Genomic DNA, 25,663 nt, shown 5'->3' on the forward strand with positions numbered 1-25,663 from the left:
ATATTTCCTCAATGATGAAACAGCTGGAAATTTCGTGTGGCAAATAACGCTAGAAACGCGGTTGCCAGCATCATACCGCCCATGATGAAGAACATGTCATTGAATGAGATCACTTCCGCCTGAATCTTGATGTTGTTGGCCAGAATGGAATAGGCCGTCTTCTCTACGTGCAGGCTGTTGGTTACGCTGCCATGGCCCGCCAGCAGGATTTTGATACTGCTCAGATAGCGGGTGAAGGCGTCGCTTCCGGAGGCCATTGCCGACTGGATCTGCGCGGCATGTATCCGGGCATGGTCGGCAAATACGGTGGTCAGGATCGCCGTGCCGCACGAGCCACCGATACTACGGAAAATATTGATCAGTACCGCCGATGACGCACTGTCCTGCGCCTGTACGTTGCGGGTGGCAATGATGGAGAGTGGCACCATGATGAACGGCTGGCCCAGAGCCCGGATCAGCAACGACAGCTTCATTTCCGGTCCTGCGAAGTTGCTATCCATGTGACAGTTCATGAAAGCGCTAATAGCAAGGCCAAAGAAGCCTATAAAAATCATATATTTAGGATTTACCCGTTGCAGCAGCCACGGAATGAACGGTAGGATCGCCAATTGTGGCAGTCCCATCCAGATCACCACATTACCGATCTGCGACGCATTGTAGTCGTGGATCATGGTCAGATAATAGGGCACCAGAAACAGCGTGCCGTATATGGCAACGCCCAGCATGGCAAAAATTACGGTGGCGTAGGCGAAGGCGGAGTCCCGGAACATGCGAATATTGACTAGCGGTCGCGGGTGAACCAGTTGGTCGTAAAGAAACCATAGGAATGACAGGGTCGAGATCACTGCAAGCGTGCAGATAAGGTCAGATTCCAGCCAACCCTTGTTACGCCCCTCTTCCAGGATCACTTCCAGTGTACCGAGCCATAACATGCCGGTGACGATGCCGGTGTAATCGCCGTCGCGGATCACCTGCCAGCGGATCGGCGGGTGTTTCAGGCCGTAACTGATAAGCCCGAAGGCCAACAACGCCGGTACGGCATTGATGTAGAAAATGGCGTGCCAGGAGAAGGAGTCGGTTAGCCAGCCGCCCATCGCCGGTCCAATTGCTGGTGCAAAGGTGCTGATGATGCTGAACAACGACATGCCGAACGGCCGCTTCTCTTTGGGCAGGATCTCAATAATCAGCCGGAAGGCGATCGGAATCAGCGCACCACCGCTAAACCCCTGTAATGCCCGGAAAATAATCATCGAGTCGAGATTCCAGGCGAACGAACAGAGCAATGATGCCGCCAGAAAGCTCACGATGCACCATAGTGCGTAACGGCTGGTACCCAACGCTTGCGACAGCCAGCCACACAGCGGGATGGCGACGATTTCAGCGGTAAAGTAGGCGGTCATCAGCCATGAACTGTCGCCCAGCGTGGCGGACAGCGCACCCTGAATCACTTTCATCGACGAGTTGGTGATCTGGATATCGAGAATGGCCATGAAGCCGCCGATCAAACCACCGATAATGGCACACCAGTTGCGGGCGGAGACGGCGGGAGCGGCGGCTGCCGCCGTAGCCCCCGGGCTGTTCATCGCGCTCGTTCCACTCATGCCAGCACCTGTTTGATCCGTTGAATCAGTTCAACGATATGCGGTTCGTTCATCATGGTGATGTGGTTTCCTTGCGCCGGCACTACGGTCAGCGGTCGATCTGTCAGCCGCTGCCAGCCCAGTCCCGGTTCTGGCAGGCGTATCCGCCCTGTCAGGATCTCTTGAGCTTCCGCTACCAGGATCGGCCCAGCGTAGGATGCGCCTGGGTAGCTGTCGCTGGCGTTGATGTGTGCCCATAGGATTACCAGAAAGTGCTGGAAGTTCTCGAAGCTGAGCGTGGAGGGTACCAGTCGCGCCCGACGGAACTCCGTCAGGAACAGCCGTGTCCGATCATCCTCGCTCATGGCGGATAGCTTCTCGCCGGAAATATCAAAACGGGTGCCGGTGAACAGCGCGACCTTGCTGGCAAAGTAGGCCAGACGGTCGCTGTCGCTCATGGTGTCGGCGTAGTCGACCCGCACTTGCGGCGCCGGCTGATCAAATACCAGCAGCGTCGGTGCTTGACCGGTACTTCTGGCGATCTGCTGGCCCATCTCCAACGCGATGGTAGCACCCAGCGACCAGCCACCGATGATGAGTTTTGGCCGGCGAGCGATGTGGCCGACGTGTTGTAGATAGAACGCTGCTAGTGACGTGATATCACGGTCGTAGTCGTGCGCCTGGCTGAAATCTGCCACCTGAACGCCATACACCGGATAGCGGGAACCTAACGCCTGCACCATCGGATAGTAGCAGAGTACGTTGCCGCCCGCCGGGTGCACCATCAGGAACGTTGGCTGGTCATCATGGCCCCGGTTGAGCTCCACTAGTGAGGTGAGTGCCTGCTGCGGGCCGAGCTGTTCCAGTAATTGCGCCAACTGGTGGATGCTGCTGTGTTCCAGTAACTGCCCCAGAGATAAGGATATGCCGAACTGCTGGTTGACCTGCATCACCAGTTTTAGTGCGTTGATGGAGTTGCCGCCCAGTTGGAAGAAACTGTCGTCGATATCGACCTCGTTCAGATCCAACACGCTGGCATAGAGGTGATGCAACTGGTGTTCGGTTTCACTGCGTGGTCGTCGTTCGCTACTGCCGATCGGCAGTGTCATGGTGGTGAGTGCGGTGTAGTTGATCTTACCGCTGGCAGTCAATGGCATACTGTCGAGCCATACCCAACGATCTGGATGCATATAGTGGGGCAGTCGGGCGCGGGCGGTGTCTTTGACTGCATCGCGCTGCGCCGGGGCGATGCCGACCAGAAAGACCAGCAGTCGGTGTTCGTTAGCACTGATCGGCTGTAGGGCGGCCGCTGCCAGCGTCACGCCGGGACACTGATGAAGAATTTGTTCGATTTCCGTCAGTTCTACCCGAAAACCGCGAATTTTCACCTGACGGTCGATGCGTCCGAGGAATTCCACGTTACCATCCGGCAGACGTCGTCCTTTATCGCCAGTGCGATAGAGTCGTTCACCGGCGCACAGCGGATGTGGAATGAACGCCGCGGCGTTTTTCCCTGCCTGATTACCAATGTAGCCGGCGGAGAGGTGAGCGCCGCCGATGTGTATTTCGCCGGGCAGACCGTCCGGCACCAGCTGGTGCTGGCTGTCCAGAATCAACAGGTGTACGCCGGGGAACGGTTTACCGATCGGCAGGTAGCTGCCTTCCGGCAATTGCGTATCTGGCATCACTTCCCAGGTGGCGACGCCGACAGTGCACTCGGTCGGGCCATAGTGGTTCAGGATGCGGCAGCGGGCGTTGAGCTGCCTTAGCCGTTCGATCAGCGACCAAGGCGCTCGCTCGCCGCCCAGCACTAGCAGTGAGGTCGGCAGCAGGACGCCGGCCAGATCTGACGCCAGCAGCGCGCCGAGGTGGGAGGGGGTGATCTTCATACAGTTGAGCGGATGCTGCGTCAGCGCTGCCATCAAGCGGGCCGGATCCTGTAACTGCTGGTCGCTGATGATCTCCAGACAGCCGCCGCTGGTTAGCGCGGGGAACAGCATGGTGTGCGCCAGATCGGTGGTGAAGGAGGAAAACATACCGTAGCGGGCGCCCATCGGCTGTTGTAGTACCTGACGGGCACTATTGCAGTAGCAGGCGAGCTGGGCGTGGTTGACCCGTACTCCTTTGGGAACGCCGGTGCTGCCGGAGGTATAGATGATGTAGGCGGGGGAGTCCGGCGTTGGCTCGGGTAATGGCCGCCGGGTAGCGGTGTCAACGCCCGCTGTGCGCATGTTCAGGCAGGCGACGCCGTCGATGGCGATATCGTCGGCATCCGTCAGCACCATCCGTACAGCGGCGTCGGCGATGATATAATCCACCCGCTCCCACGGCAGAGTAATATCCAGCGGTAGATAGCAGCCGCCAGCGCTCAGGATCGCCATTATCGCAACGACGTAGTCGACGCCTTTCTTCATGTAAAGACCGACCGCTTCTCCCGGCTCTAGACCAGCAGCCAGCAGCCGCTGCGCCAGTTGCTCCGCCAGCTGCGCCGTGGCTTGGTAGCTCATTTCCCGATTGTCGCAGCGTACTGCCGGCTGCTGCGGGTAATCGCTGGCGATATGGGCAAACTGCCGGTGTACCGGTTCGACGGCGCACGGGGGCTGTGGTTGACACTCGGCCTGGCGTTGGTGCCGTTCTTGTTCGCTCAGCAGCGAGATCTGCGCGACAGTGATCTCTGGGTCGGCAATGAACTGCCGCAGGATGCGCTGGAAATGTTCTAACATCTGTTCGGCAGTGTTTTGGCGGAAGATTACCGGGTTGTAGTAGAGCGTCAGCAGCAGCATGCCGTTGTCTTCTTCTACCCACAGATTGAGATCGGTTTTCGAAACGCCGTAGTCCACTTTCAGGGGTTCGATAGTGAACAGTGTGTTGTTGTGGAAATGCGGGAATACCTGATAGGTCAGCATGGCCTGAAACAGCGGATTGACCTGTGGCGAACGGCCGAAACTGATGTGTTCGATGATCATGTTGAATGGCACGTCTTGATGGCGCATCGCCTGTTCGCTCTCCTCCTTTGCTTGAGACAGCATGTCTACTAGTCGGGACTCTGGCCGGATGTTGGCACACAGCGGCAGGGTGTTCATAAACAGCCCCATTAGTTCCCGAGTCGTCGGGTGGTTACGATTGGCGAAAGGAATACCGATGATGATCTCCTGCTGGCCGCTGTAGAGGTACAGCAGGGCCTGCCAGGCCGTCAGCAGAGCGTGAAATAGCGTGACGTTATGGTGACTGCATAACGTATTGAGCGTTTCCCGGGTGACGGGATCCAGTCGTTGGCTAACGAGACTGCCAGCCGAGCTCATTTTGGGTGGCCGCGGCGCGTCGGTGACGATATCCAGAATGCCCTGAACACCGTCCAGCTTGTTTTTCCAGTACGCCAGTCCTTGGTCATAGTGGCCGTTGGTCTGCCACTGACTTTCCGCCAACGCGTAGTCGGTAAACTGCAGAAAATTGTCCACCGCCGGCGTCATGTTGTTTTCCAACTGGAAGTATATTTCCATGAACTCCTTGAAAAACAGGTTCACGGTCCAGCCATCGGAAATGATGTGGTGGAAGGTTAGCATCAGCACGTATTCGTTATGGTTGGTTTTGACGATGCGCCAGTGAGAGAGTGGCCCGCGGGCCAGATCGAAATCCCGGCAGCCTTCGTCACGCGCCTGCTGTTTGATACGCTGCTGCTTTTCGTCCTGCGGCATGGCGACGATATTTTCATAAACGAAATCGAAACGGATATTGTCCGATACGCACTGCATGATTTCGCCGTTCACCACCTGAAAGGTGGTACGCAAGATACTGTGCTTTCGGGCCAGAAACGTTAGCGCCTGACGCGCCCGATCTGGATTGAATTCGTGGTCGACGCGGCAGATAACGGCGTAGGGGTTATTGTAGGCTCGTTTGTCTTCGAGGTACTGATCGAGCATCCAGAAACTTTTCTGGGCACTGGTCAGCGGAAACTGCCTACGGGTGGGGTCCGTACAGCGCTGAATACCGTCTCCGCCCTGACTGGCAGGCCGTGATTTTTTCTTCTGAGCCAGTTTTTTCAGTTCATCCAGACTCAACGAGAGGATGGCCGCGCTTTTATTGGTCATATACTATCCCTTTATTTCGGTGACACCGCGGGTACGGCCATGGCTCCGTACTGGAGCCATGGCGCGGTGCTGACTTACTCGCCTTCCAGCACGCCTTCCAGTTCTTTGACGATCAGATTGGCCATGCCTTTGATGGTCTGATCCTGATAGAACAGGTCAACGCGGATATCGATCTCGAAAATGCCGGACACGATTGACACTACCTGCACCGCCAGCAGGGAGTTACCGCCCAGCTCGGTGAAGCTGTCGATCACGCCGATGCCGGAGATGCCCAGGGTGGACTGCCACACCCTGGCGATTTCCTTCTCGATATCGTTTTCCGGCGCGACATATTCCACTGATAGCACTGGACGAGAGTGAGCGTCGGTGACGTCAGCGGTATCCTCTTCCGTGTTCTCCTCTTCTTGTTCGGGGATGGCTTCGTAGATCAACTGATGTAAATCGCTGGTCACCACCACCAACTGAGGGAATTCCAGATGTGCCAGTTGGCGTTTGATGGCGTCGAGGCCTTCAGAAAACAGGATATCTTTATCGCGTAGATTTACTTTGACTGCGTCGGCCTGTTTGGTCTGAGAGTCGACCACCTGGTTGCCCTGCGTCATTTTGAGCAAGGTGTAGTTTTCCAGCGTCAGCAGGCGTTCGCCCTGCTCGCTGAAGAACACGATGTCCATAACGATGGAGCTATCCTGCAACTGATAAGGTCGATGCAACTGAAGATGCACGTAACATGTCTGTCCCAGCGGTGCGTGGAAGGTAATCCGGCCATAGCTGATGGGCAGAAAGTTGTCTTGCGTGAAGTGTATCAGACAGGTAATGGCCGCCGAGTCGATCATCGCTGGGTGGAACGCATAGCGTTGTAGGTCGGTACTGAACGTTTCCGGCAATACCTTGTGGATCAGCCATTCGGTGCCATTCTGTCGTAGTTCGCAGTGGTTGTCCCAGCGTTTGCCAAAGGTAAGGAACTCCTCGCCAGTGGTAGCGCTGCCGATGTGAAGTGCCATCGGCTGGTGCGGGTAGAGGGTACTACAACGCTGGCGCAGTGTTTCCGCAGTGGCGTAATGTGTCTCTACTTCATCGCTGTGGCGGATGTTGCCCAGCGCGTGCTCCTGCCAATCCAGTTCCAGCAGGCCGCGACTCTTTAGACTAAATTTGTAACCGTTGCCCTCATCAGTGACGAACAGCCGCATCTCCCGTGGCCAGGCGTGATGGTAGATTACCGGTGTGGTCAGCATCAGGCTCTTGACCTGTAGATCCTCATGTGGTTTGAACACGGTCAGGTATTCGTACAGCATTGAAAGGATAGTGGTCCCTACCAGCGCTGGGGTGTGCGACAGTTGGTGTTCGTCGATCACCCAGTCCTGATTGACTGACAAATTGATGCGGAACGTCTCCTGCGCGCCTGCGCTTTCAATCAGCGTCAGCAAATCACCGGTACGTTCTTCAAATGTATTGATCTTGCTGTTTTTCTTCTTTTCGATGAGCTGTTTGGTCCAACGCACCGCCATGCCGATGTCACCCCATTTGCCCCAGTTGATAGAGACGGTATGGCCTGGGCGGAGCTGGTTGCGGTAGTGGGAGAACACGTCCATGAAAGCATTGCCGGAGCAGTAGTCGATACGTGCGATGTCGCCGACGATGGAGGTGATCGACGAGAACAGAATGAAAAATTCCGGCGCCTGGTCGGACAGCAATTCGTCCAGAATCAGTGAACCGATGACCTTCGGATCCAGCACGCCAGCGCAGTCGGCGGCATTCTTCAGTGGGATGATACCGCCACCGGCGATACCGGCGGTGTGGAACACGCCGTTAATATGTGGGAAAGCAGACAGTCCGGCCTTCATACCCTCGTAGTCGCACACGTCTACATTCAGTAGGTGGACCTGATTGCCGTGCTGTTCCAGTCTCAGAATCCCGGCGATTTTTTCGCTGGTGTAATCATCTACCGGGTGTTGTTGTAGCCACTGCTGCCACGCTTCGCGCGGTGGCAGCGCCGTGCGGTAAGTCAGAATGAGTGAGGCGTTGCTGATATCGGACAGATAGCTGGCTAGCAGCATACCCAGCCCACCCAGTCCGCCGGTAATCAGATAGACGCCGTCGTCGCGGATAGCGATCGGTTTACCGCTGTCGTCATGAGCCAGCGGAACTTGCTGGTAATCCTCTTCCCAGCGGTTGTGGCGGCGGATGGCGATCAGATTGCCGTCGGTGGCGATGTGGCTTTCGTCGATCAGCAGGCGGGCCACTTCAGTGCGTGGCGCGTCGAGATCGACATCCACCAGATGGCAGTGCACTTCCGGGTATTCGTGGTAGAACACCCGTGCCGGGCCAGTAAGCAGTGCTTTCTCTGGCGCACGGATGGTTTCATCCGCCACGCTGAAGATGTTGTTGGCGGCGAACAGCAGGTGCAGGCCTTCCAGCAGATTTTCACCAACCAGTGCTTGTTGCAGGTACAGTGGGCTGTAAAACGCATTGACCTGGAAATCATGGTAACGATCAACGAAGCGGGGGGCGGCGGTACTATCCGACAGATTCCACAGATGCAGGATGCGATTCGGGCGGCGACCGCTCTTTTTGACACTTCTGAGCAGTGCGATGTAATCGGCGCTGTCGTCGGGATTGATGACGAACGCGTTGTCCCGTTCCTGATAGCGACCGCCAGCGGTAACCGTCATCACCTGATAGCCGTCATTGGTCAGTTGCGCGCGCATTTCATCGGCGATGCCGTGGTCATCGGCAAAAATCAGCCAACAGTCATTGTCGCGGTCGGGGCGCTTGCCGGCCATGTATTTCGCCGGGATGGTGCGTCGCCAAGTGGGCATGTAGAACCAGTTGCCGACGTCCGCCTGTTTGCGCTTACGGGTATTGAGCAAGCGGTTGTTCAGTCCGCCCTGGGCGTCCTGTCGTATTGCCGGTAGTTTGAATTCTTTGCGTTCGAACGGATAGCCCGGCAGTGATAGTCGCAGGCGACGCTGGCCGGCGTAGTAGCGGGACCAGTCGATGGCGACACCGCTGCACCACAGGTTGCCGAGTGTGGTCAGCAACTGTTCGCCGCTGAGAGCCACATCCCTGGCGGTAGGCAGCGAAGCGAAGATGGATGGATTCTCAACCGCTTTGATGTGCTGTTTGGCGGCGGACTCCAGTGAGCGGCCGGGGCCGACTTCCAGGAAGACGAAATCGTGATGCTCTTCGGCAATCAGCGTTTTGAAGGCATGGGTAAACAGCACCGGCTGTCGCACGTGTTTGACCCAGTAGTCGCGATCCTGGGCCTGGCTGTCAGTGATCCAGTCTCCAGTCAGGGTAGAGACGAATGGAATGGTGGGCGCGTGGAAGGTGATTTTTTCGATCACTTTACGGAAGTCGTCCAATATCGGCTCCATCATGTAGGAGTGGAACGCGTGAGAGGTATCCAGGTGTTTGCAGAAAATGTCGTCGTCTTCCAGTGCATTCTGGAATATTTCGATCTCATCCAGCTCGCCAGCGATAACGCACAGGCCCGGATAGTTGGCGGCGGCGAGCTCCAACTTGGTACCTTGCAGGCGCTCATGTAGTGCTTCTTCTTCCATCAGTACTGCCAGCATGGCGCCAGCTGGCAGTTGCTGTACCAATTTGCCGCGCAGCGCCACTGCGGTGAGCGCATCTTCTAGCGAGAATACGCCAGCGATACAGGCTGCCACATATTCGCCGACACTGTGGCCGATCATCATGTCCGGCTTCACATCCCATGACAGCCATAGCTGAGCCAGGCTGTATTCCACCACGAATAGCGCTGGTTGGGTGTATTGGGTTTCATTGATGCGCGCTTTTTCCGTGCTGTCGTCGCTCTGGAAAATGATGTCAAGCAAGTTGCAGCCAAGGATGTCCTGTAGGTAAGCACAGCAGCGATCCAGTGCGTCGCGAAACGTCGGATAGGTGTCGTATAGCTCGCGCGCCATGTTGATGTATTGGTTGCCCTGTCCAGGGAACATGAACACCACCGACTTATTGTTCTTGCTGAACTGCGGGATGACGCTGGCAGATTGCGACAGTCGACTGAGCAGTGTGTCGCGATCGCGCGCCACTGTGCAGCAGCTGTGTGTCAGGTGCTGGCGTCCCACTTGCAGGGTGTAGGCCACATCTGCCAGGTTAGCGTCTTCGTGTTGTTGCAGGTACTGCTTCAGATTTTCGCGCATGTTTTCCAGCGCGGAGGGTGTTTTGGCGGAGAAGGGGAACACCAGATAACCATCGGTGCTATCGCTGATAGCTACGTCCGGTGGAGTTTCCAAAATAACACAGGCGTTGGTACCGCCGACGCCGAACGAGTTGACTAACGCCCGGAGCGGCGAGCCGTCAGCCGTCAACCTGTGTGTTTCAGTGTTCATGATGAACGGGCTGTTTTCAAAGTCGATGTTAGGGTTTGGTGACTGATAGTGCAGCGACGCCGGCAGTACGCCGTTTTTCAGCGCCAACGAGGCTTTGATCAGGCTAGCGGCGCCAGAGGCCGCGTCGGTGTGACCGATGTTGGTCTTGACTGATCCCAATCGGCAATATTGGGTTTTGTCAGTGTATTCCTGAAAGGTCTGGCTCAGGGAGCTGAATTCAATAGGATCGCCCAACGCTGTGGCAGTGCCGTGGGCTTCCACAAAACTGATAGTGCCCGGGTCTACTTCGGCGCGGGCCAGCGCTGCTTTGACGACAGAGATCTGACCGGCGATGCCCGGTGCGGTGTAGCCTGCTTTCAAGCTACCGTCGTTGTTGATGGCGCCACCTTTCAGCACGGCGTAGATGTGGTCGCCGTCTCGCTGGGCATCTTTCAGACGCTTGAGAATCACCACGCCGACGCCGCGGCTGAATACGGTGCCGTTAGCGCGGGCGTCGAAGGCATAGCAGCGACCGTCGGCGGATTCCATTCCGCCCTGCATGTACTGATAACCACGACGTTCCGGTGTATCGATGGATACGCCACCGGCGACAATCAGATCGCTTTCGCCATTTAGCAGGCTGTTGATACCCATGACCACGGCCACCATCGCGGTGGAGCAGGCGCTCTGTACGTTAACGCTCGGGCCTTTCAGATTTAGTTTATAGGAGACGCGGGTGGTGACGTAATCCTTATCGTTGTTGGTGACGACAGATGCGCCGCTGGCGTACTTCTGTACCTCTGGGTGGGTGTTCACTTTGTTGAGGTGCCAGGCAGTGCCGGTACCGCCAAATACTCCGACCTTGCCTGGATAGGTGGACGGCACGTAGCCGGCATCTTCAAAGGCGTGCCAGCTGCACTCCAGAAAGATGCGGTGCTGGGGATCCATGATCTCAGCGTCGCGTGGCGTGATGTCGAAAAAATTGGCGTCAAAGTGTTGTGCGTTACCCAAAATACCGCGGCGGCGGATATAGTTGGGGGAAGCGATCTGTTCCTCGTCTACGCCAGAAGCACGCAGTTCTTCTTCGCTGAAGGCACTGATGGTTTCCAGACCATCCAGCAGGTTACGCCAGTAGGCATTGACATCATTGGCGCCAGGAAAACGGCCTGCCATGCCGATGATGGCGATATCCTTGTCGCGTAGAGTGGTACGATTATCCATTATTCTCTTCCTTGTTTAGCTGTTTTCAGGCTGGCCGCGATGCTGGCGTGTTTTTTAGAAATATGGCTGCTCAACGTTTTTACCGTCGGGTACTGGAACAGCTCCATAATTGAAATGGGAATTCCCAGGTGTTTTTTTATTTCCCTGTGGACTTTCGACATCAATAATGAATTACCGCCGGCATCAAAAAAGTTTTCATGTACGGAAAGTTTTTGATTCTCCAATACCTGTTTCCATATTTTTATAATCTCGGTTTCAATACCGTTACCGAGAGCTGTGGTCTTTTCAGACATATTTCCTCCGCCTTTTTTAAGGTAATGACGTAAATGAGCGTTATCCACTTTGCCGTTTGGCAACGTGGGTATTTTTTTCAGCTCAATAAAGTGGGATGGCACCATATAAAACGGCAGGTATTTGGATAAGTGCGCCTTTAATTCCTGGTTATGGGTCGTTTCATTTTCCCGCAGAACGTAGAATGCGTTTAATGTTTGGGACTGGGTATCCTGAGCGGTTTCCAGCGCCACCACCACATTAGCCAACTTGCTGAAGGTGCGCAGAGTGGCTTCGATTTCGTTGAGTTCAACCCGGTGACCACGCAGTTTGACCTGGCTGTCGACGCGGCCGATGAACTCCAGCACGCCATCCATCCGCGCCCGGACGATATCACCGGTTTTATACATGCGATCAGCACTATCAGATACAAACGGATCAGGCACAAAGCTGGCCTGGGTCTGTTCTGGCGCGTTGAGATAGCCAAGCGCCAGGGTGTCGCCAGCCAGATACAGTTCGCCTGCTTCCCCCGGCGGCAGTGGTTGACGATGCTCATCCAACACGTAGGCACGGGCGTGGGGGATTGGCGTACCGATGGGCACGATGGTGAGATCTGCCCCCGGTTGGCATAGCCAGTGGCAGATAAAGATAGTGGCTTCCGTTGGCCCGTACAGGTTGTGAATATGTCCACTAAACTGAGCAGATAGATCGTTCACCAACTGTTGGTCTAGTGCTTCACCGCCGGAGAAAAGGTGCTGAAGCCGGGGACAGGAAGGTAGCACTTGCGCTGCGGCAATGACGCGCAGCGCAGTGGGTACAAACTGGGCCACGGTAACCTGATGTTGTTGCATGAAGTCTGCCAGCAGCGCCGGGTCATATTTCATGTCGTCGGCGATCAGCGCACAGCTGGCGCCGATAATCAACGGCCAGAAGATCTCCCATACTGACACGTCGAAGCTGAACGTAGACTGGTTTAGTACCACATCCTGCGGCGTAAGTGCGAAGGCATCCTGCATCCACAACAGATAGTTCACGACGGTGCGGTGCCTGACCATAACGCCTTTCGGCTGGCCGGTAGAGCCGGAGGTGTACATCACATAGCAGAGCGCGTTGTCATCAACCTGTGGTAAGTCCGGGGCGTAGGGTGCGTCCAGATCCAGCGCGGAGATGTCCATCAGACGGCGTTCGTTTTCCTCCAGATTGGCGGCAAGAGCGGTTTCGGTGATGATGACCCGAGCATCGGCGTGGCGCACCATGTACAGTAGGCGATCCCGCGGGTAAGACGGGTCAAGTGGCACATAACAGGCGCCTGCTTTCAGGATGCCAAGCAGGCTGATAACCAGCGTGGAACCCTTGTACAGGTACACACCGATTTTATCGCCGGGCACTACGCCCTGTTCCAGCAGATAACTCGCCAGCGCCGTCGAGTGTCTATCCAGCTCTTGATAGGTTAATAATGATTTATCCGATCTCAGAGCAATGGCGTGGGGCGTTTTATTTTTCTGCGCAATAAATTGTGCGTGAAGCGTCTTCTCAGATTCCATGATCTGATCCTCTGTCCATTTTTAATTTTGCAACAATAACGATTATGCGAGCATGATCATCAGGCGCTCAGTTCGGATAATAGTTCGCAATATTTTCTCGCCAGATTTTTGATATTTTCTTCCGAATAAATACCCGAGTTATAATTAAAACAAAGCGTGAAACAGTCGGCGTCCTGAATTAAAAGTGTCATGTCCAGTCTTGCCTGTTGGTGATATATTTCGCTCACGCTAAATTCACAGCTGTTGCTATTTTCCCTTTCCGGTAGTGCGGTCAGATAATTAAAACCGATAGAAAAGTGCAGCAGCGTTTCATCTGCTGTATTGCGCAAAGCGTTAACTACATCCTGATAAGATAAGTGCTGATGTTCCAGTAATGGAAAGAGCTGTTTCTTGCACCGTTCCAGCAAGCTTTTTAGCGTGTCGCCGCTGTCGATCGGCATAAAAAAACTGGTCATATTGACGAAGCAGCCCATGATGTCGGCGTTGTCTTGCGAGGTGCGGTCCGAGATTGGGATGCCGATGGGACGCCGTTGATAGTCTGTATGCTGCTGTAATAATAGGTTGAACAACGTCAACAGGGTGATGAACGGTGTTACCTGGCGTTGGCGGGAAAAATGCCGTAGCTGGTGGCTGATGTCGGTGCTCAATGTGATCAGATAGTTGCGTCCCTCGGCCACGGTGGGCCGCAGAGCCTGCGGCGGTAATGCGCCTTGACGGCGATAGCCGGCTAACGTCTGACGCCAGAAGGCTAGCTCCTGTTGGTGCCGTGCTGGTGTATCTTCACACGTCTGCTGGCGACAGTAGTCGGCGTACTGCCATGGCGAGTTGATCCGGTAAGCAGTATCACCAGCAAGAAATGCTCGATAGTAGCTGACGAACTGGTGGAAAAACGGCGCGATAGCGTCGTGGTCGAACAGCGTGTGGTGCACTCTACCTAGTAAAACGTGGTGCTGTGGCGCTTGTTCTAGTAGCTGGAAGTCCACTATCGGCAGTTGCTCGAACTCTGCTGGTTCGGCGCGCGCTAATTCCAGCAGTACGCTGTCCCGTAGCGGGTGCGCGTCGGGCAGGGTCACTTTGCGGCGCGCTACAGTGACCTTGACGGCAGGCGCAATACCGCCGAAGCCGTCGCCGCTGTCGAGATCGAAGCGGGTTCGCAGAATGGCATTCTGCTCCAGGATCCTTGATAAACTGTGGTTGATGGCGTTTTCATTGAGATCGCCGCGTATGTCGATGGTGAAATAGATCTGATACGCCCAAGGATTTTCACTCAGCAGTTCCAGCGTCAGGAAGTAGCGCTGCTGGGAGGATAGACGGGGCTCAGCATTGTTGTCATCGTCGCTGTTACTCTCGTCATTGCAGTAATAGGGGACGACGCCCGCCAGTGCCCGCGGTGTTGGGTTAGCGAAAAAACAGTCATGATCAATATCGGCATACAACTGCTGGCGGATACGCCGGCGCACTTGCATCACTTGCAGCGAGTTGCCGCCTAGCTCAAAAAAATTGTCGTTAGCGCCAGGATCGACAATCCCCAGCACTTCCTGCCAGATATCGATTAGTTCCTGTTCCAGCTTATTTGCAGCAGTGGCGTAAGGTGTTTGCAGCGCCGGACGCAGCGGGGATGGCGGCGGCAGACGTTTGACATCCAGCTTGCCGTTGGGCAGCTTGGGAATGGCGTCCAGATAGATAAAACTGCCGGGAATCATCGCGACGGGCAACCGTTCAGCCAGATATTGACGCAGCGCTTTCAGGGTAAGACGTTCTCCGGCTGCGATCAGATAGGCGATCAGTCGTGGCGTGGTCAGGCTGTCATCGCAGCGCACTACTGCTTTGGCGATACCTGCATGGCATTGCAGTATTTGCTCAATCTCCTCCGGCTCAATGCGTATACCATTGATTTTGACCTGCCGATCACAGCGGCCGAGATAAAGTACCTCGCCGTCGTCAAGCACTTTGCCCAGATCGCCGGTGCGGTGCGCCCGATAGGAACGGCCTTGCCGCTCGACGGTGAAAAATCGCTCGCGGGTTAATGCGTCGCGGTTGATATAACCTTGAGCCACTCCATCACCCAGAATGCAGACTTCACCTACCTTGCCCGGTATGACCGGCTGGCACTGTTCGTCCACAATCAGTAACTCGCTGCCGCGCAACGCTTTGCCGATGGTGACTGGCCGTTGCGGCGAGAGTTCAGTGAACGAGCCATTAGCAGTGGTTTCTGTCGGGCCGTACAGGTTGAACAGGCGAATGTCGGGTACTTCGCGAAAAGTACGGTTCTTGAGATTGTTGGATACGGCCTCGCCAGACAGGAACACCGTTTTTGGCAGCCGCAGTGATTCGATGTCGCGACGCTGGCGGGTATAGTTGAGCAGCTCTTCCCAGATGGTTGGGACGCAGTAGAGCGCGCCGTCAGGGTGCTGCTGATACCAGTTCAGCAGATCAGGATAGTGATGCAGGATATCTTTGGGAAGAATGTACAGTGTATCGCCACGCAGCAATGGTGCATAAAGCTGGGTGACCGCCGCAGCGAAGCTTAGGGAGGAGGTCAGCGGCAGGCATGCACGGGTGAGCGGCCACAGATCCTCGTTGAACCAGTTCAGGTAATAGCGCATGTTGCCGTGTTCAATGGCAACACCTTTGGGGATGCCAGTCGAACCTGAAGTGTACAGAATGTAAGCCAGATCGTCGGCGGTGACCTGCGGCAGATTACCGGTGATGGCGCCTTCCGGCAGAACGATGAGGTCTTCCAGGAATAGCGTTGTTTTCCCTAGTTTGACCAGTTTATCGCGTTGATAAATATCCTTGGTAGTAATAATCAAAAAGGATAGGGAGTCATCAATAATGGTATTAATTCTTTCTAGTGGGTGAAAGTGGGAAAGTGGAATATATGTAAAACCGGCTTTCATTATTGACAGTAAAATGACAGGTAAATATAGCCCTGGTTCAAGGTAAATTGCTATTTTCCCATTCTTGTTCTTTGGGTAATGGCTAGCCAGATAGTGTGCAATGCGGGTGGTGTATATCTCAAGTTGACGATAGGTTAATTTATTCGACCCATAAATAACGGCCGTATTCTCCGGCCGTGCAAGAGAAATGGAAGTGACTTTTTGAGAAATAAGGTAATTTATGCTGTCCATATCTTCACCTCTGAATTATTCATAGGGAATCATCAGCTTCCCGTCAGGAAAGATTCTTGAAAAGAAGAGTGGCTAGCTATTTAAAACTAAAACCCAAAGGAATAATAAAAATAAAAAAATTTTGTCCTCATTTTTAAATGAGGGTGTTTATGTTCTAACCAATCCAATCAATTCAACCGATTCAAGTTGTTGGTGAGTTGATAGTATGGTGCGATCTATCCCTGAATCTCGTTTGCTACAACCACTCTCTAAAATGTGTTCAAATCTGTTTAGACAGACTCTTGCCCGAACAATGAATTGAGTTAATACCAGGGGGAGCGATGGTCGCTCTCTTCTATAAATCTTTAACTCTCCGTCAATATCGCTTAGGCATTCCTGGGTATATATAGTTGCCCGGTTGCTATTTAACCTAGCTAAAAGCTGTAATGGTTTCAATATAAAACTATCATTACGTGTCACTTTGAGACTTTTCTATATTTTAAATATTTAACTATCTGATTTTAATTTGTTTTATTTTAATTAACCTTATTTTGTGAGATGTTTGTTATTTAATTTAAGCGGTTTTGTTGATGAAATGTGGCACGATGGCCAGTAATGTTATCCTGAATAAGATATTTCGTGGCGAGCCTATCAATTGTTCTATACCCAATAGATCTGTAACTTGAAATATGATGTCTATAGCTATTTTTATTGTTAAGGCGAAAATAACTGTGACTACAGATCGACAGCTAATAAAACGATTAAAAACCGGTTCGTAACACATAACATTTTTGTGGGATTACCCATGAGATATGTTGCAATTTTTAAGGCAAGACGGAGGGCACTCTTTATGTGATAGACTATGTTGTGTGCATAGTCTATGCCCAGATACAATATCTTTGTAGTAGTGCATAAATTAACTAATGTTTTGAAAAAATGAAGATAGAAACCGCATATCCATTCTGGATTATGACTTTACCATCTGTGATGGCACAATGAATAGATAATTAAAAAATAAAATCTATCCTATGGCTGATATGTTCACTATTCCAATGTATTGATATCGTCTAGCGTATATTTAGGATAAATATCGCCTTGTATGCCATCTATTTCGCAGTCTTCTAAAAAGTAATATTCTGAATGATGTTGTACGCCTTCAATAATGACACCAGAACAGTATTTTTTTATGCTTTCTATCAGGACTGACAATATATAGCTCTTTTCATGTTTTATTATCTGCTGGTAAAAATTCTTATCTAATTTAATATAATCAAATATAGACTGTGTGACAGCATAAAGATTCGCGTTCCCACTGCCAAAATCACCCAGCCAAAGTGGGTAACATTCATGCAGTTTTGTAAGCAATGGATTATGTTTACCATCATTAAGATTTGGAAAGTTTTCACTTATTTCCAGGCGTATGAACGGTAGTTTATCCAGTAAATTTTTTGTGGTCAGATCCTGGAGTATAAATACCACTGTTGAGAAGTCGACATCGATAGATAATAGTATGTTGTTATCTATAAAATATGATTTCTTCTCTGCAATGCATTCTAACTTATTGACAAATAGTGCTTGCTTTTCAGCACTATTCATTTGCTGAATATATTTTTCTGTATTCTGACTATTATCAAATCGAGTGAGCAGTTCCATAGCGAACAGCTCGTTCTGGCGACTATAAATCGGCTCCATGACATAGCGCTTTTTATTATTTAAGGCTGAATTGATAATCACCATGGCTTCCTGCTTGGATATGTTTTGAGCATTATTGATCAATCTATAAAAACGATCAATAACTATGTATTGATTGATTAGTGTGATTAGTTGACCGATCAATTTTTATGATTTGATAGGTTATAGCGTTGAGAAGTAGTGAAAAGTAGCCGGATTGATGGCTGGGGTAGATATGTGAATGATCTTAGTATAACTACGGTTTATTGGCAGATTATTAATAGATGTTGTTGATATCGAGCACTAAAGGATCATGATGTGGCCTTTGGTTTTCTCCAGTCTGGGTATTTCAACCATTTTCATGCTGAGTCATCGTCTGAAACTAAGCTTCATTATATTTAATGCCTGCCTGTTCAGACGGACCGTGAGACGTGCCCATCTCCATCTCATCAGGCCTGCTATTTTTAATAGTAGGCACTTACTATAACGGGTGTATTGAGGTTACAGAGTGATGAGTTTTTTCATGTCTTCAATGATTGCTTCAACCAGTAAACTTTTCGCACTTTGGGGTGGAAAGATGGCCAGATAGGCCACATCTATTTTAGGTTCAAACGGTTTGATCAGAATATTGGACTCGTTGGTGTGAGCGGTTATGGAATCGACAATGCCGATTCCCAGACAGGATGAGGCCATAGCGCAACAGTGTCGCAGTGACGTCTCTATGGGACAATGAAGGACTCGATCTTCCGCCGAGATAAGTTTGGCCAACTGTCCGCGTAATACCGTTTTACGCCCGGGTAGGATGGCGCGGTGTCGTGTCAAATCATCCAGGGTGATTTGGTCTGCGTGGGCAAGTTCGTGTTGTGGTGAAATCACTGCCACTGCTTGAGTGACACCCAGTAATTCTGCCCGTAATCCTTTTATAGCCCGTGTACCATTGATAAAACCGACGTCATATTGACTACTCATCACCATATCGGTGATGGACACGGTACTTTCTACATCCATAAATAGTGAGATGTCGGGATGTTGCTGCAACAAGGTAGGGAAAATGTATCGGGTACATAGGTTAGACAATGCCGACACGGCACCGATACGCAGCACGCCGCCTTTGGCGTGACGAATATCATCCGCGATGTGAGCGATATGGTCTACGCCCATATAGAGCCTTTCTATTTCACGAAAAAGTTTGAGTGCTTCTTCCCGGGGCTCCAGTCCTCGCCCATGTCTATCGAATAACTTCAGATTAACCGAATATTCAAAATCTTTAATCAAACGGCTCACTGCTGGCTGCGTAATATTCATGATATTGGCCGCTTGCGTAATACCGCCAGTAAGGATCACTTTATGAAATGCTTCGACTTGTCGTAGGTTGATACGTTGCATAAGATGTTACCAATCATAACGTTTATTTATGAGTACGATACAAAATACAATTTTTAATTATTTTTACCAGCTCTTACACTCGAAAAAGTGAGCAGGTACAGTTTGTCATGAGTCACACAACGCGATTATGACGGAAATAACAAGGATGCAGAATGAAAGGAACAACGCTATTTGCCAGCCTGATGGCTCTGGCACCGCTGCTGCCTCTGCCAATGGTTCAAGCTGCGGATTTGACTATCGGACTGGCTTCGTCCACCACCTCTATGGACCCGCTGTTTTACGTAGGGGGCGCCAATAGTGCGATGGCCCGTAATATTTTTGACGGGTTGGTTAATCAGAATGAAAGACAACAAATTACGCCAGCATTGGCGGTGTCATGGAAAAAAAATTGATGATACCACCTGGCGGTTTACGCTGCGGCCTAACGTCAAATTTCACGATGGCAGCACGCTGACCGCTAAAGATGTCATTGCCAGTTTCAAACGGGTGTCGTTGGCGGCTAAAAATAGCCCTAGTGCCTATACGCCGTATGTGGCGGATATTGCTGACGCCAAAGCTATTGATCCGCTGACCGTAGAAATAAAGACCAAAACACCTACGGCACTGTTACTGAACAATTTAAGCCGCATCGCGATTATGCCTGCGCGTTTTGTCAATGTACCGACTGAAGTCCTGAACAGTGGCAAAGATGTCATTGGGACCGGTCCGTTCAAGTTTGTCTCCTACACCCCTGATGACAAAGTGGTTTTGCAACGTAACGACCAATATTGGGGGGGTAAAGCCGAGTGGAAGAAAGTCACTCTGCGGGTGTTTAAAAACAGTAGCGCACGCGTTGCGGCACTGTTGTCCGGTGACGTTGACATGATTGAACAGGTTCCTACCGCTGACAGAAGCAACATTATCAGGCAACAGAACCTGACTACTGTTTCGATACCGGGCAACCGCATCATGTACCTGCATCCGGATCAGGACCGCGATGTATCACCGTTTGCCAAAGGTGATGATGGCAAAAACCCGCTGAAGAAGCTGCTGGTTCGTCAGGCGATGTCGTTAGCCATTAATCGTAATGCGATTGTGCAACGTATTCTGGATGGTCAGGGACTGGTTTCATCTCAGTTGGTGCCACCCGGTTATCCAGGGTATTCAAAAGATATTCCGGCTCCGGTTTATAACCCGACGCTGGCGAAGAAGAAACTGGCGGAAGCTGGGTATCCGCATGGATTTACGCTGACGTTCCATGCTTCCAATGACCGTTACCCCAATGATGCCAAAATCGCTCAGGCGCTGGGGCAGATGTTTACTCAGGTTGGGATTAAAACCAGCGTTGTGACCATGCCGGGCAGTATCTATTTCGCCAAAGCATCCAAACGGGAATTCAGTCTGGTGATGGGCGGTGCGGCGATTGAAACCGGCGAAGCCTCCGGGGTGCTCGGCCCGCTGTTGGAAACCTTTGGACCGAATGCCGGGCAGGGTAACCGTGGGCGTTATTCCAATCCCGAATTTGACAAACTGCTGAATCAGGCGCGCGCTACGCTCGACGATACTAAGCGCGACAAACTGCTACAGCAGGCAACCGATTTGGCCATGAAAGAGCAGGGGGTTATCCCGTTACTGTTTCTGTCCAATACCTGGGCAATGAAGAAAGGATATAGCTATTCCGGCCGCACAGACGGCTATACATTGCCCTATTTTGTACATAAAAAAGAAAATATGTAGTGTGTGATTTTTTGCGTTAACACCAGGGTTTTATCTAATAAGAGTAAGAAAATGAAGGAATTTAGCGGCGTTTATTCCTATTTGGTTTCGCCGGTGAACGCTGATGGCAGCGTTGACAAGGCCGTGCTGATCGATCTGGTGGAACACTTGATTGCCAGCGGTGTGCACGGTCTTGTTCCGCTGGGCAGCACGGGAGAGTTTGCTTATCTGAACACCAGGCAGCGTTTTGATGTAGTCAGTACCGTAGTGAATGCTGCGCGGGGGCGAGTACCGGTTATTGCCGGCGTCGCCGCTACCGCGGTTCAGGAGGCGGTGGAGCAAACGCAAACGTATGTCCGGCTTGGAGTTGATGGCATTTTGGCGATTTTGGAAGCCTATTTCCCGGTGACTGATGCCGGGATTGAAGGCTATTTCCGCGCTATCGCACAGGCAGCACAGCAAAAACCAGTGGTATTGTACACCAATCCACAATTTCAGCGTGCCGACTTAAGTCTGCCGGTGATCGAGCGCCTCAGTCATGTTGGCAATATCAACTACATTAAGGATGCCTCGACCAACACTGGGCGGTTACTATCAATCATAGAACGAACGCAGGGGCGGATGCGGGTTTTTGCCGCGTCGGCACATATTCCAGCCTGTGTCATGTTAATTGGCGGGGTAGGGTGGATGGCGGGACCGGCGTGTATCGTACCTAAACAGAGCCTGGCGCTGTACGACGCTGCCAAACGTGGTGACTGGCAGCAGGCGATGGATCTACAGCGTCCGCTGTGGTGCGTTAATGAAATTTTTGCCAAATACACTATTGCCGCCTGTATCAAAGCTGCGCTGGAACTACAGGGTTTTGCCGTTGGTAATCCGATACCGCCACAGCAGCCGTTGAACGATCAGGCCAGACAAGAAATCACCGCTGTATTGCATACAGTTGGTGCTTTATGAGTCAAATTCCTATCATTATTGATTGCGATCCCGGTATTGATGATGCCATCGCGCTGCTCAGCGCTTTTGTCGCCCCTCAGCTCGACATTCTCGGTATCACAGTGGTCAATGGCAATCAGCCGGTAATCCACACCGCGCGCAATGCATTACAGATTGTTGAACTCGGCCAGCGTGAAGACATACCGGTGTTCGCCGGTTGCTGGCAACCCATACTACGTGCACCGATTCACGGGCGGTTTCATGGTGAAAGCGGATTGGGCAATTGTCCGTTTCCCACCCCGCGACTACAGGTGAAAACACAGCATGCGGTCGGTTTCTTGATTGATAGCTGTCGTGCGGCCGTTATCTCGGGCGAACGGATCACGCTTTGTGCGTTAGGGCCGTTAACCAACATTGCCTCTGCGCTCCGTATTGCACCCGATATTGTGTCGGGAATTGAGCGTATCGTGTTGATGGGCGGCGCCTACCGTGAAGCAGGCAATCGTACCATGACATCCGAATTCAATATGTTTGCTGATCCGCATGCGGCACATATTGTTTTTTCTCAGACACTCCCGATCACCGTATTACCGCTGGATGCTACCCATCAGGTGATATTAACGCCGGAACGGGTGACGCAACTGGTCGCACAGGCCGGGCGAATCAGTGCGCCGTTGGGGAATTTGATGGCTTTCTGGGATCGTAATGATGTCCGCCGCTATGGTTCACGCGGCGGGCCGCTCCACGATCCGCTGGTGATTGCCTGGGTGCTGCGCCCTGATCTGTTTCGGACTGAACGGGCCAGGGTGTTTATTGAGTATCAGAGTGAGCTATGCATGGGGCAAACCATTGCTGATCTGTACAATAAATCGGGTCAGACCGCGAATGTGGATATCGTTACTGGTGTGGATACAGAACAGGTATTTCAGTTGTTTTGTCAGTTATTTTCTGTGTATGGGACCGGCCTATGACACGTCGCATTATTATTGATACCGATCCAGGCGTGGATGACGCGATTGCACTATGGTTGGCACTGGCGTCTCCACAGTTGGACGTGTTGGGTATTACGGTGGTGGCTGGTAATGTGCCGCTCCATGATGCGGTGACCAATGCGACGAAAATTGTGAGCCTTTCAGGCCGTCAGGGTGTAGCGATTTATGCCGGTAGCCACGGGCCGCTGATCGGTCCGCAACGGTATGGCAAATATGCGGCGATCGGTGCATTCAGTGACGATCTGGTGCCTGACGCATCTTACGCGGTGCAGTCAGAGCATGCTGTTGATTTTATTGTACGGACTGCACGTCAGGCGGCGGCGGATAATGATCCGATTACATTTTGTGCCATCGGGCCAATGACTAATCTGGCGCTGGCGTTGATTCAGCATCCGGACGTAGCGAAAGGCATTGGCCAGATTGTTACCATGAGTTGTGCGTTTACTGCACTAGGGCACCGTGTTCCGTGGGCTGAATTCAATGTTTATGCTGATCCTCATGCCGCGCAGCGGGTGTTTTCCAGCGGTATACCGCTGGTCGTGATGCCGCTTGATATGACATTTCAAGCGCTGATCACCCAGAAAGAGATCACTACTTTGCAGCAAACCGCCGGGCAACCGGGGCAAGCGATTGCAAACTTGCTGGCTGCTTTTGACCGCAGTGATATTGGTCGCTTGGGGCGCGAGGGTGGGCCGATTCATGACGCCACGGTGATTGCCTGGTTACTGCAACCGACGCTGTTTGCCGGCAGGTCGGCGACCATCGGCGTGGCCGTTACCGGGGAAACCGCCGGTCATACCTGGGCGGATTTTTATGGCAAGTTACCGACTGCTCCTAATGCAACGGTGATGCAATCCGTCGATGAGGCGAAATTTATGGCACTATTGACGAGGGTACTAAGCCACTACGGCTATCATCAGGGATAACACAAGGGCCGCTATCGCATGACCGCTTTCTTACTTAACCGTCTGGCACAAACGCTGATAACGTTGGTTGTGATGTCGGTGCTGGTATTTGGCGGAATCTATCTGGTTGGCAACCCCATTGATTTATTACTGGGCAGCAATGCGACGCCAGCGGAGCGCGATGCGGTTATTCACGCCTTCGGGTTGGATAAATCGTTATGGCAACAGTACGCGCTGTTTGTGGTCAATGCACTGCATGGCAATCTGGGTAATTCCTATATTTTTAATCAGCCGGCGCTGCATCTTATTTTGCAGCGCATGCCTGCGACACTGGAACTGGCGTTGGTCGCTTTTCTGATGGCGTTGGTGGTGGGAATTCCTCTGGGGGTATTTGCCGGGTTGCGGCCAGACAGTCTGGCGGCTAAATCGGTGATGACGTTTTCTATTCTTGGTTTCAGCCTGCCTACTTTCTGGATCGGTATGATGATGGTCATGTTGTTCAGCGTTAAGCTGGGAATATTGCCGTCTTCTGGCCGGGGGGCGACGGTAGAGGTATTTGGCATACCGACAAGTCTGTTGACCATTGATGGCTGGCGGCACCTGATTCTGCCAGCACTCAATCTGGCGTTGTTCAAAATTTCGCTGATTATCCGTCTGACTCGCGCTGGTGTGCTGGAGTGTCTGCAACAAGACTATGTGCGTTTTGCCCGCGCCAAAGGGCTGTCTGATACGCGCATCCTATTTGTCCACGTGTTGAAAAATACGCTGATTCCGCTTATTACGGTGATTGGTCTTGAACTGGGGTCGCTGATTGCTTTCGCGGTGGTGACAGAAACCATCTATGCGTGGCCGGGCATGGGTAAGCTGATTATTGACTCCATCGCGGTGCTTGACCGACCGGTGATTCTGGCTTACCTGATGATGACCGTGGTCATGTTCAGTCTGATTAATTTACTGGTCGATGTGCTGTATGCGGTGGTCGATCCGCGTATCCGGCTGGGAGGGCGCTAAACGTGTCAGACCATTCAGTCCACTCTACTACCCAGCATGTTGTGGAGACACGGTCGGCCTTTATCCGCACACTGCATGCGCTGATCAGTAACCGTCTATCGTTAATGGGGGTGGTATTACTCTCGGTCATCGTTCTTCTGGCCGTGTTGGCACCTTATATCTCACCACAGAATCCTTACGACCTTGCCCAGTTGGAGATCATGGATAATCGTCTGCCGCCCGGCTCACAGAGTCCGGCGGGGCTGATCTATTGGTTGGGTACCGACGATCAGGGACGAGATCTGCTGAGTGCCATTCTTTACGGCACGCGGACCAGCCTGATTGTCGGCGTGAGCAGCGCGGTCGTTGCCCTGCTGATTGGAATGACGGTTGGAATGTTCAGCGCCTGGCATGGCGGAAAAACCGATGCGTTAATGATGCGGATCGTGGATATCCAGTTGAGTTTCCCGCCGATTCTGATTGCCCTGATTCTACTGGCCGTTTTTGGGCAAGGGGTGGATAAAATCATTCTGGCGCTGGTGATTACCCAATGGGCGTATTACGCGCGCACCATTCGCGGTTCCGCGCTGATTGAAAGTAGACGCAGTTATGTTGATGCCGCCCGCGGGATGGCGTTGTCGGATCGCCGTATTCTGTTTCATCACATGCTGCCTAACTGCCTGCCACCGCTGATCGTGGTGGCTACCATGCGGATTGCCTATGCCATTATGCTGGAAGCCACACTGTCGTTTCTGGGCATTGGTCTGCCGATCACCGAGCCTTCATTAGGGTTACTGATTGCCAACGGTTTCGACTATTTAATGTCGGGCGATTATTGGATTAGTCTGTTCCCCGGAATCATGCTGCTGTTGCTGATTGTCTCCATCAACCTGATTGGTGATGCCCTGCGCGACATATTAAATACAAGAAATGAGGAGTAG

12 protein-coding genes and 1 pseudogene are annotated in these 25,663 nt (G+C 52.4%); 6 read left to right on the top strand and 7 right to left on the bottom strand.

Annotated elements, in window-relative coordinates:
• Positions 1-8 precede the first annotated feature (8 nt).
• From PCO85_07770 to PCO85_07800, 7 genes are all read right to left on the bottom strand, one after another.
• The gene (locus PCO85_07770; protein ID WJV55290.1) at positions 9-1,601 is read right to left on the bottom strand and encodes a DHA2 family efflux MFS transporter permease subunit; all 1,593 of its coding nucleotides are present in this window, start codon (positions 1,599-1,601) and stop codon (positions 9-11) included.
• Positions 1,598-5,668, bottom strand: a complete 4,071-nt coding sequence (locus PCO85_07775; protein ID WJV55291.1) for an amino acid adenylation domain-containing protein — start codon at positions 5,666-5,668, stop codon at positions 1,598-1,600. Before PCO85_07775 ends, PCO85_07770 begins: the two co-directional genes overlap by 4 nt.
• Positions 5,669-5,742: 74 nt before the next feature.
• Entirely contained in the window at positions 5,743-11,223 is a 5,481-nt protein-coding gene (locus PCO85_07780) for a beta-ketoacyl synthase N-terminal-like domain-containing protein (protein WJV55292.1), read from the bottom strand.
• A complete protein-coding gene (locus PCO85_07785) occupies positions 11,223-13,037 on the bottom strand; it encodes a non-ribosomal peptide synthetase (GenBank protein ID WJV55293.1) in 1,815 nt (604 codons plus the stop codon). Before PCO85_07785 ends, PCO85_07780 begins: the two co-directional genes overlap by 1 nt.
• A gap of 59 nt (positions 13,038-13,096) precedes the next feature.
• Positions 13,097-16,168, bottom strand: a complete 3,072-nt coding sequence (locus tag PCO85_07790; GenBank protein ID WJV55294.1) for an amino acid adenylation domain-containing protein — start codon at positions 16,166-16,168, stop codon at positions 13,097-13,099.
• Between the two features lie 1,023 nt (positions 16,169-17,191).
• Positions 17,192-17,884, bottom strand: coding sequence for an EAL domain-containing protein (locus PCO85_07795; GenBank protein ID WJV55295.1), 693 nt, complete (start codon positions 17,882-17,884; stop codon positions 17,192-17,194).
• Between the two features lie 435 nt (positions 17,885-18,319).
• Positions 18,320-19,204: a LysR family transcriptional regulator gene (locus PCO85_07800; GenBank protein ID WJV55296.1), complete on the bottom strand. Its 885-nt coding sequence runs from the start codon at positions 19,202-19,204 to the stop codon at positions 18,320-18,322.
• A 152-nt stretch (positions 19,205-19,356) separates the two neighbouring features.
• Here PCO85_07800 and PCO85_07805 point away from each other — a divergent pair.
• From PCO85_07805 to PCO85_07830, 6 genes and pseudogenes are all read left to right on the top strand, one after another.
• Positions 19,357-20,920, top strand: a pseudogene (locus PCO85_07805) (ABC transporter substrate-binding protein).
• A gap of 51 nt (positions 20,921-20,971) precedes the next feature.
• The gene (locus tag PCO85_07810; GenBank protein WJV55297.1) at positions 20,972-21,856 is read left to right on the top strand and encodes a dihydrodipicolinate synthase family protein; all 885 of its coding nucleotides are present in this window, start codon (positions 20,972-20,974) and stop codon (positions 21,854-21,856) included.
• Positions 21,853-22,806 (top strand): nucleoside hydrolase, encoded by a 954-nt coding sequence (locus tag PCO85_07815; GenBank protein ID WJV55298.1) that lies wholly within the window; start codon positions 21,853-21,855, stop codon positions 22,804-22,806. The genes PCO85_07810 and PCO85_07815 overlap by 4 nt, the downstream gene beginning before the upstream one ends.
• Positions 22,803-23,753 carry a nucleoside hydrolase gene (locus PCO85_07820; GenBank protein ID WJV55299.1) on the top strand — a complete coding sequence of 317 codons (951 nt, stop codon included), beginning with the start codon at positions 22,803-22,805 and terminating at the stop codon, positions 23,751-23,753. Before PCO85_07815 ends, PCO85_07820 begins: the two co-directional genes overlap by 4 nt.
• Positions 23,754-23,771: 18 nt before the next feature.
• On the top strand, positions 23,772-24,743 hold the full coding sequence (locus PCO85_07825) for an ABC transporter permease (protein WJV55300.1): 972 nt from the start codon (positions 23,772-23,774) through the stop codon (positions 24,741-24,743).
• Positions 24,744-24,745: 2 nt separating this feature from the next.
• A complete protein-coding gene (locus tag PCO85_07830) occupies positions 24,746-25,663 on the top strand; it encodes an ABC transporter permease (protein WJV55301.1) in 918 nt (305 codons plus the stop codon).

Origin of the sequence: Prodigiosinella aquatilis (genome assembly GCA_030388725.1) — a bacterium.
In the GTDB taxonomy this organism is placed as follows: domain Bacteria; phylum Pseudomonadota; class Gammaproteobacteria; order Enterobacterales; family Enterobacteriaceae; genus Prodigiosinella; species Prodigiosinella aquatilis.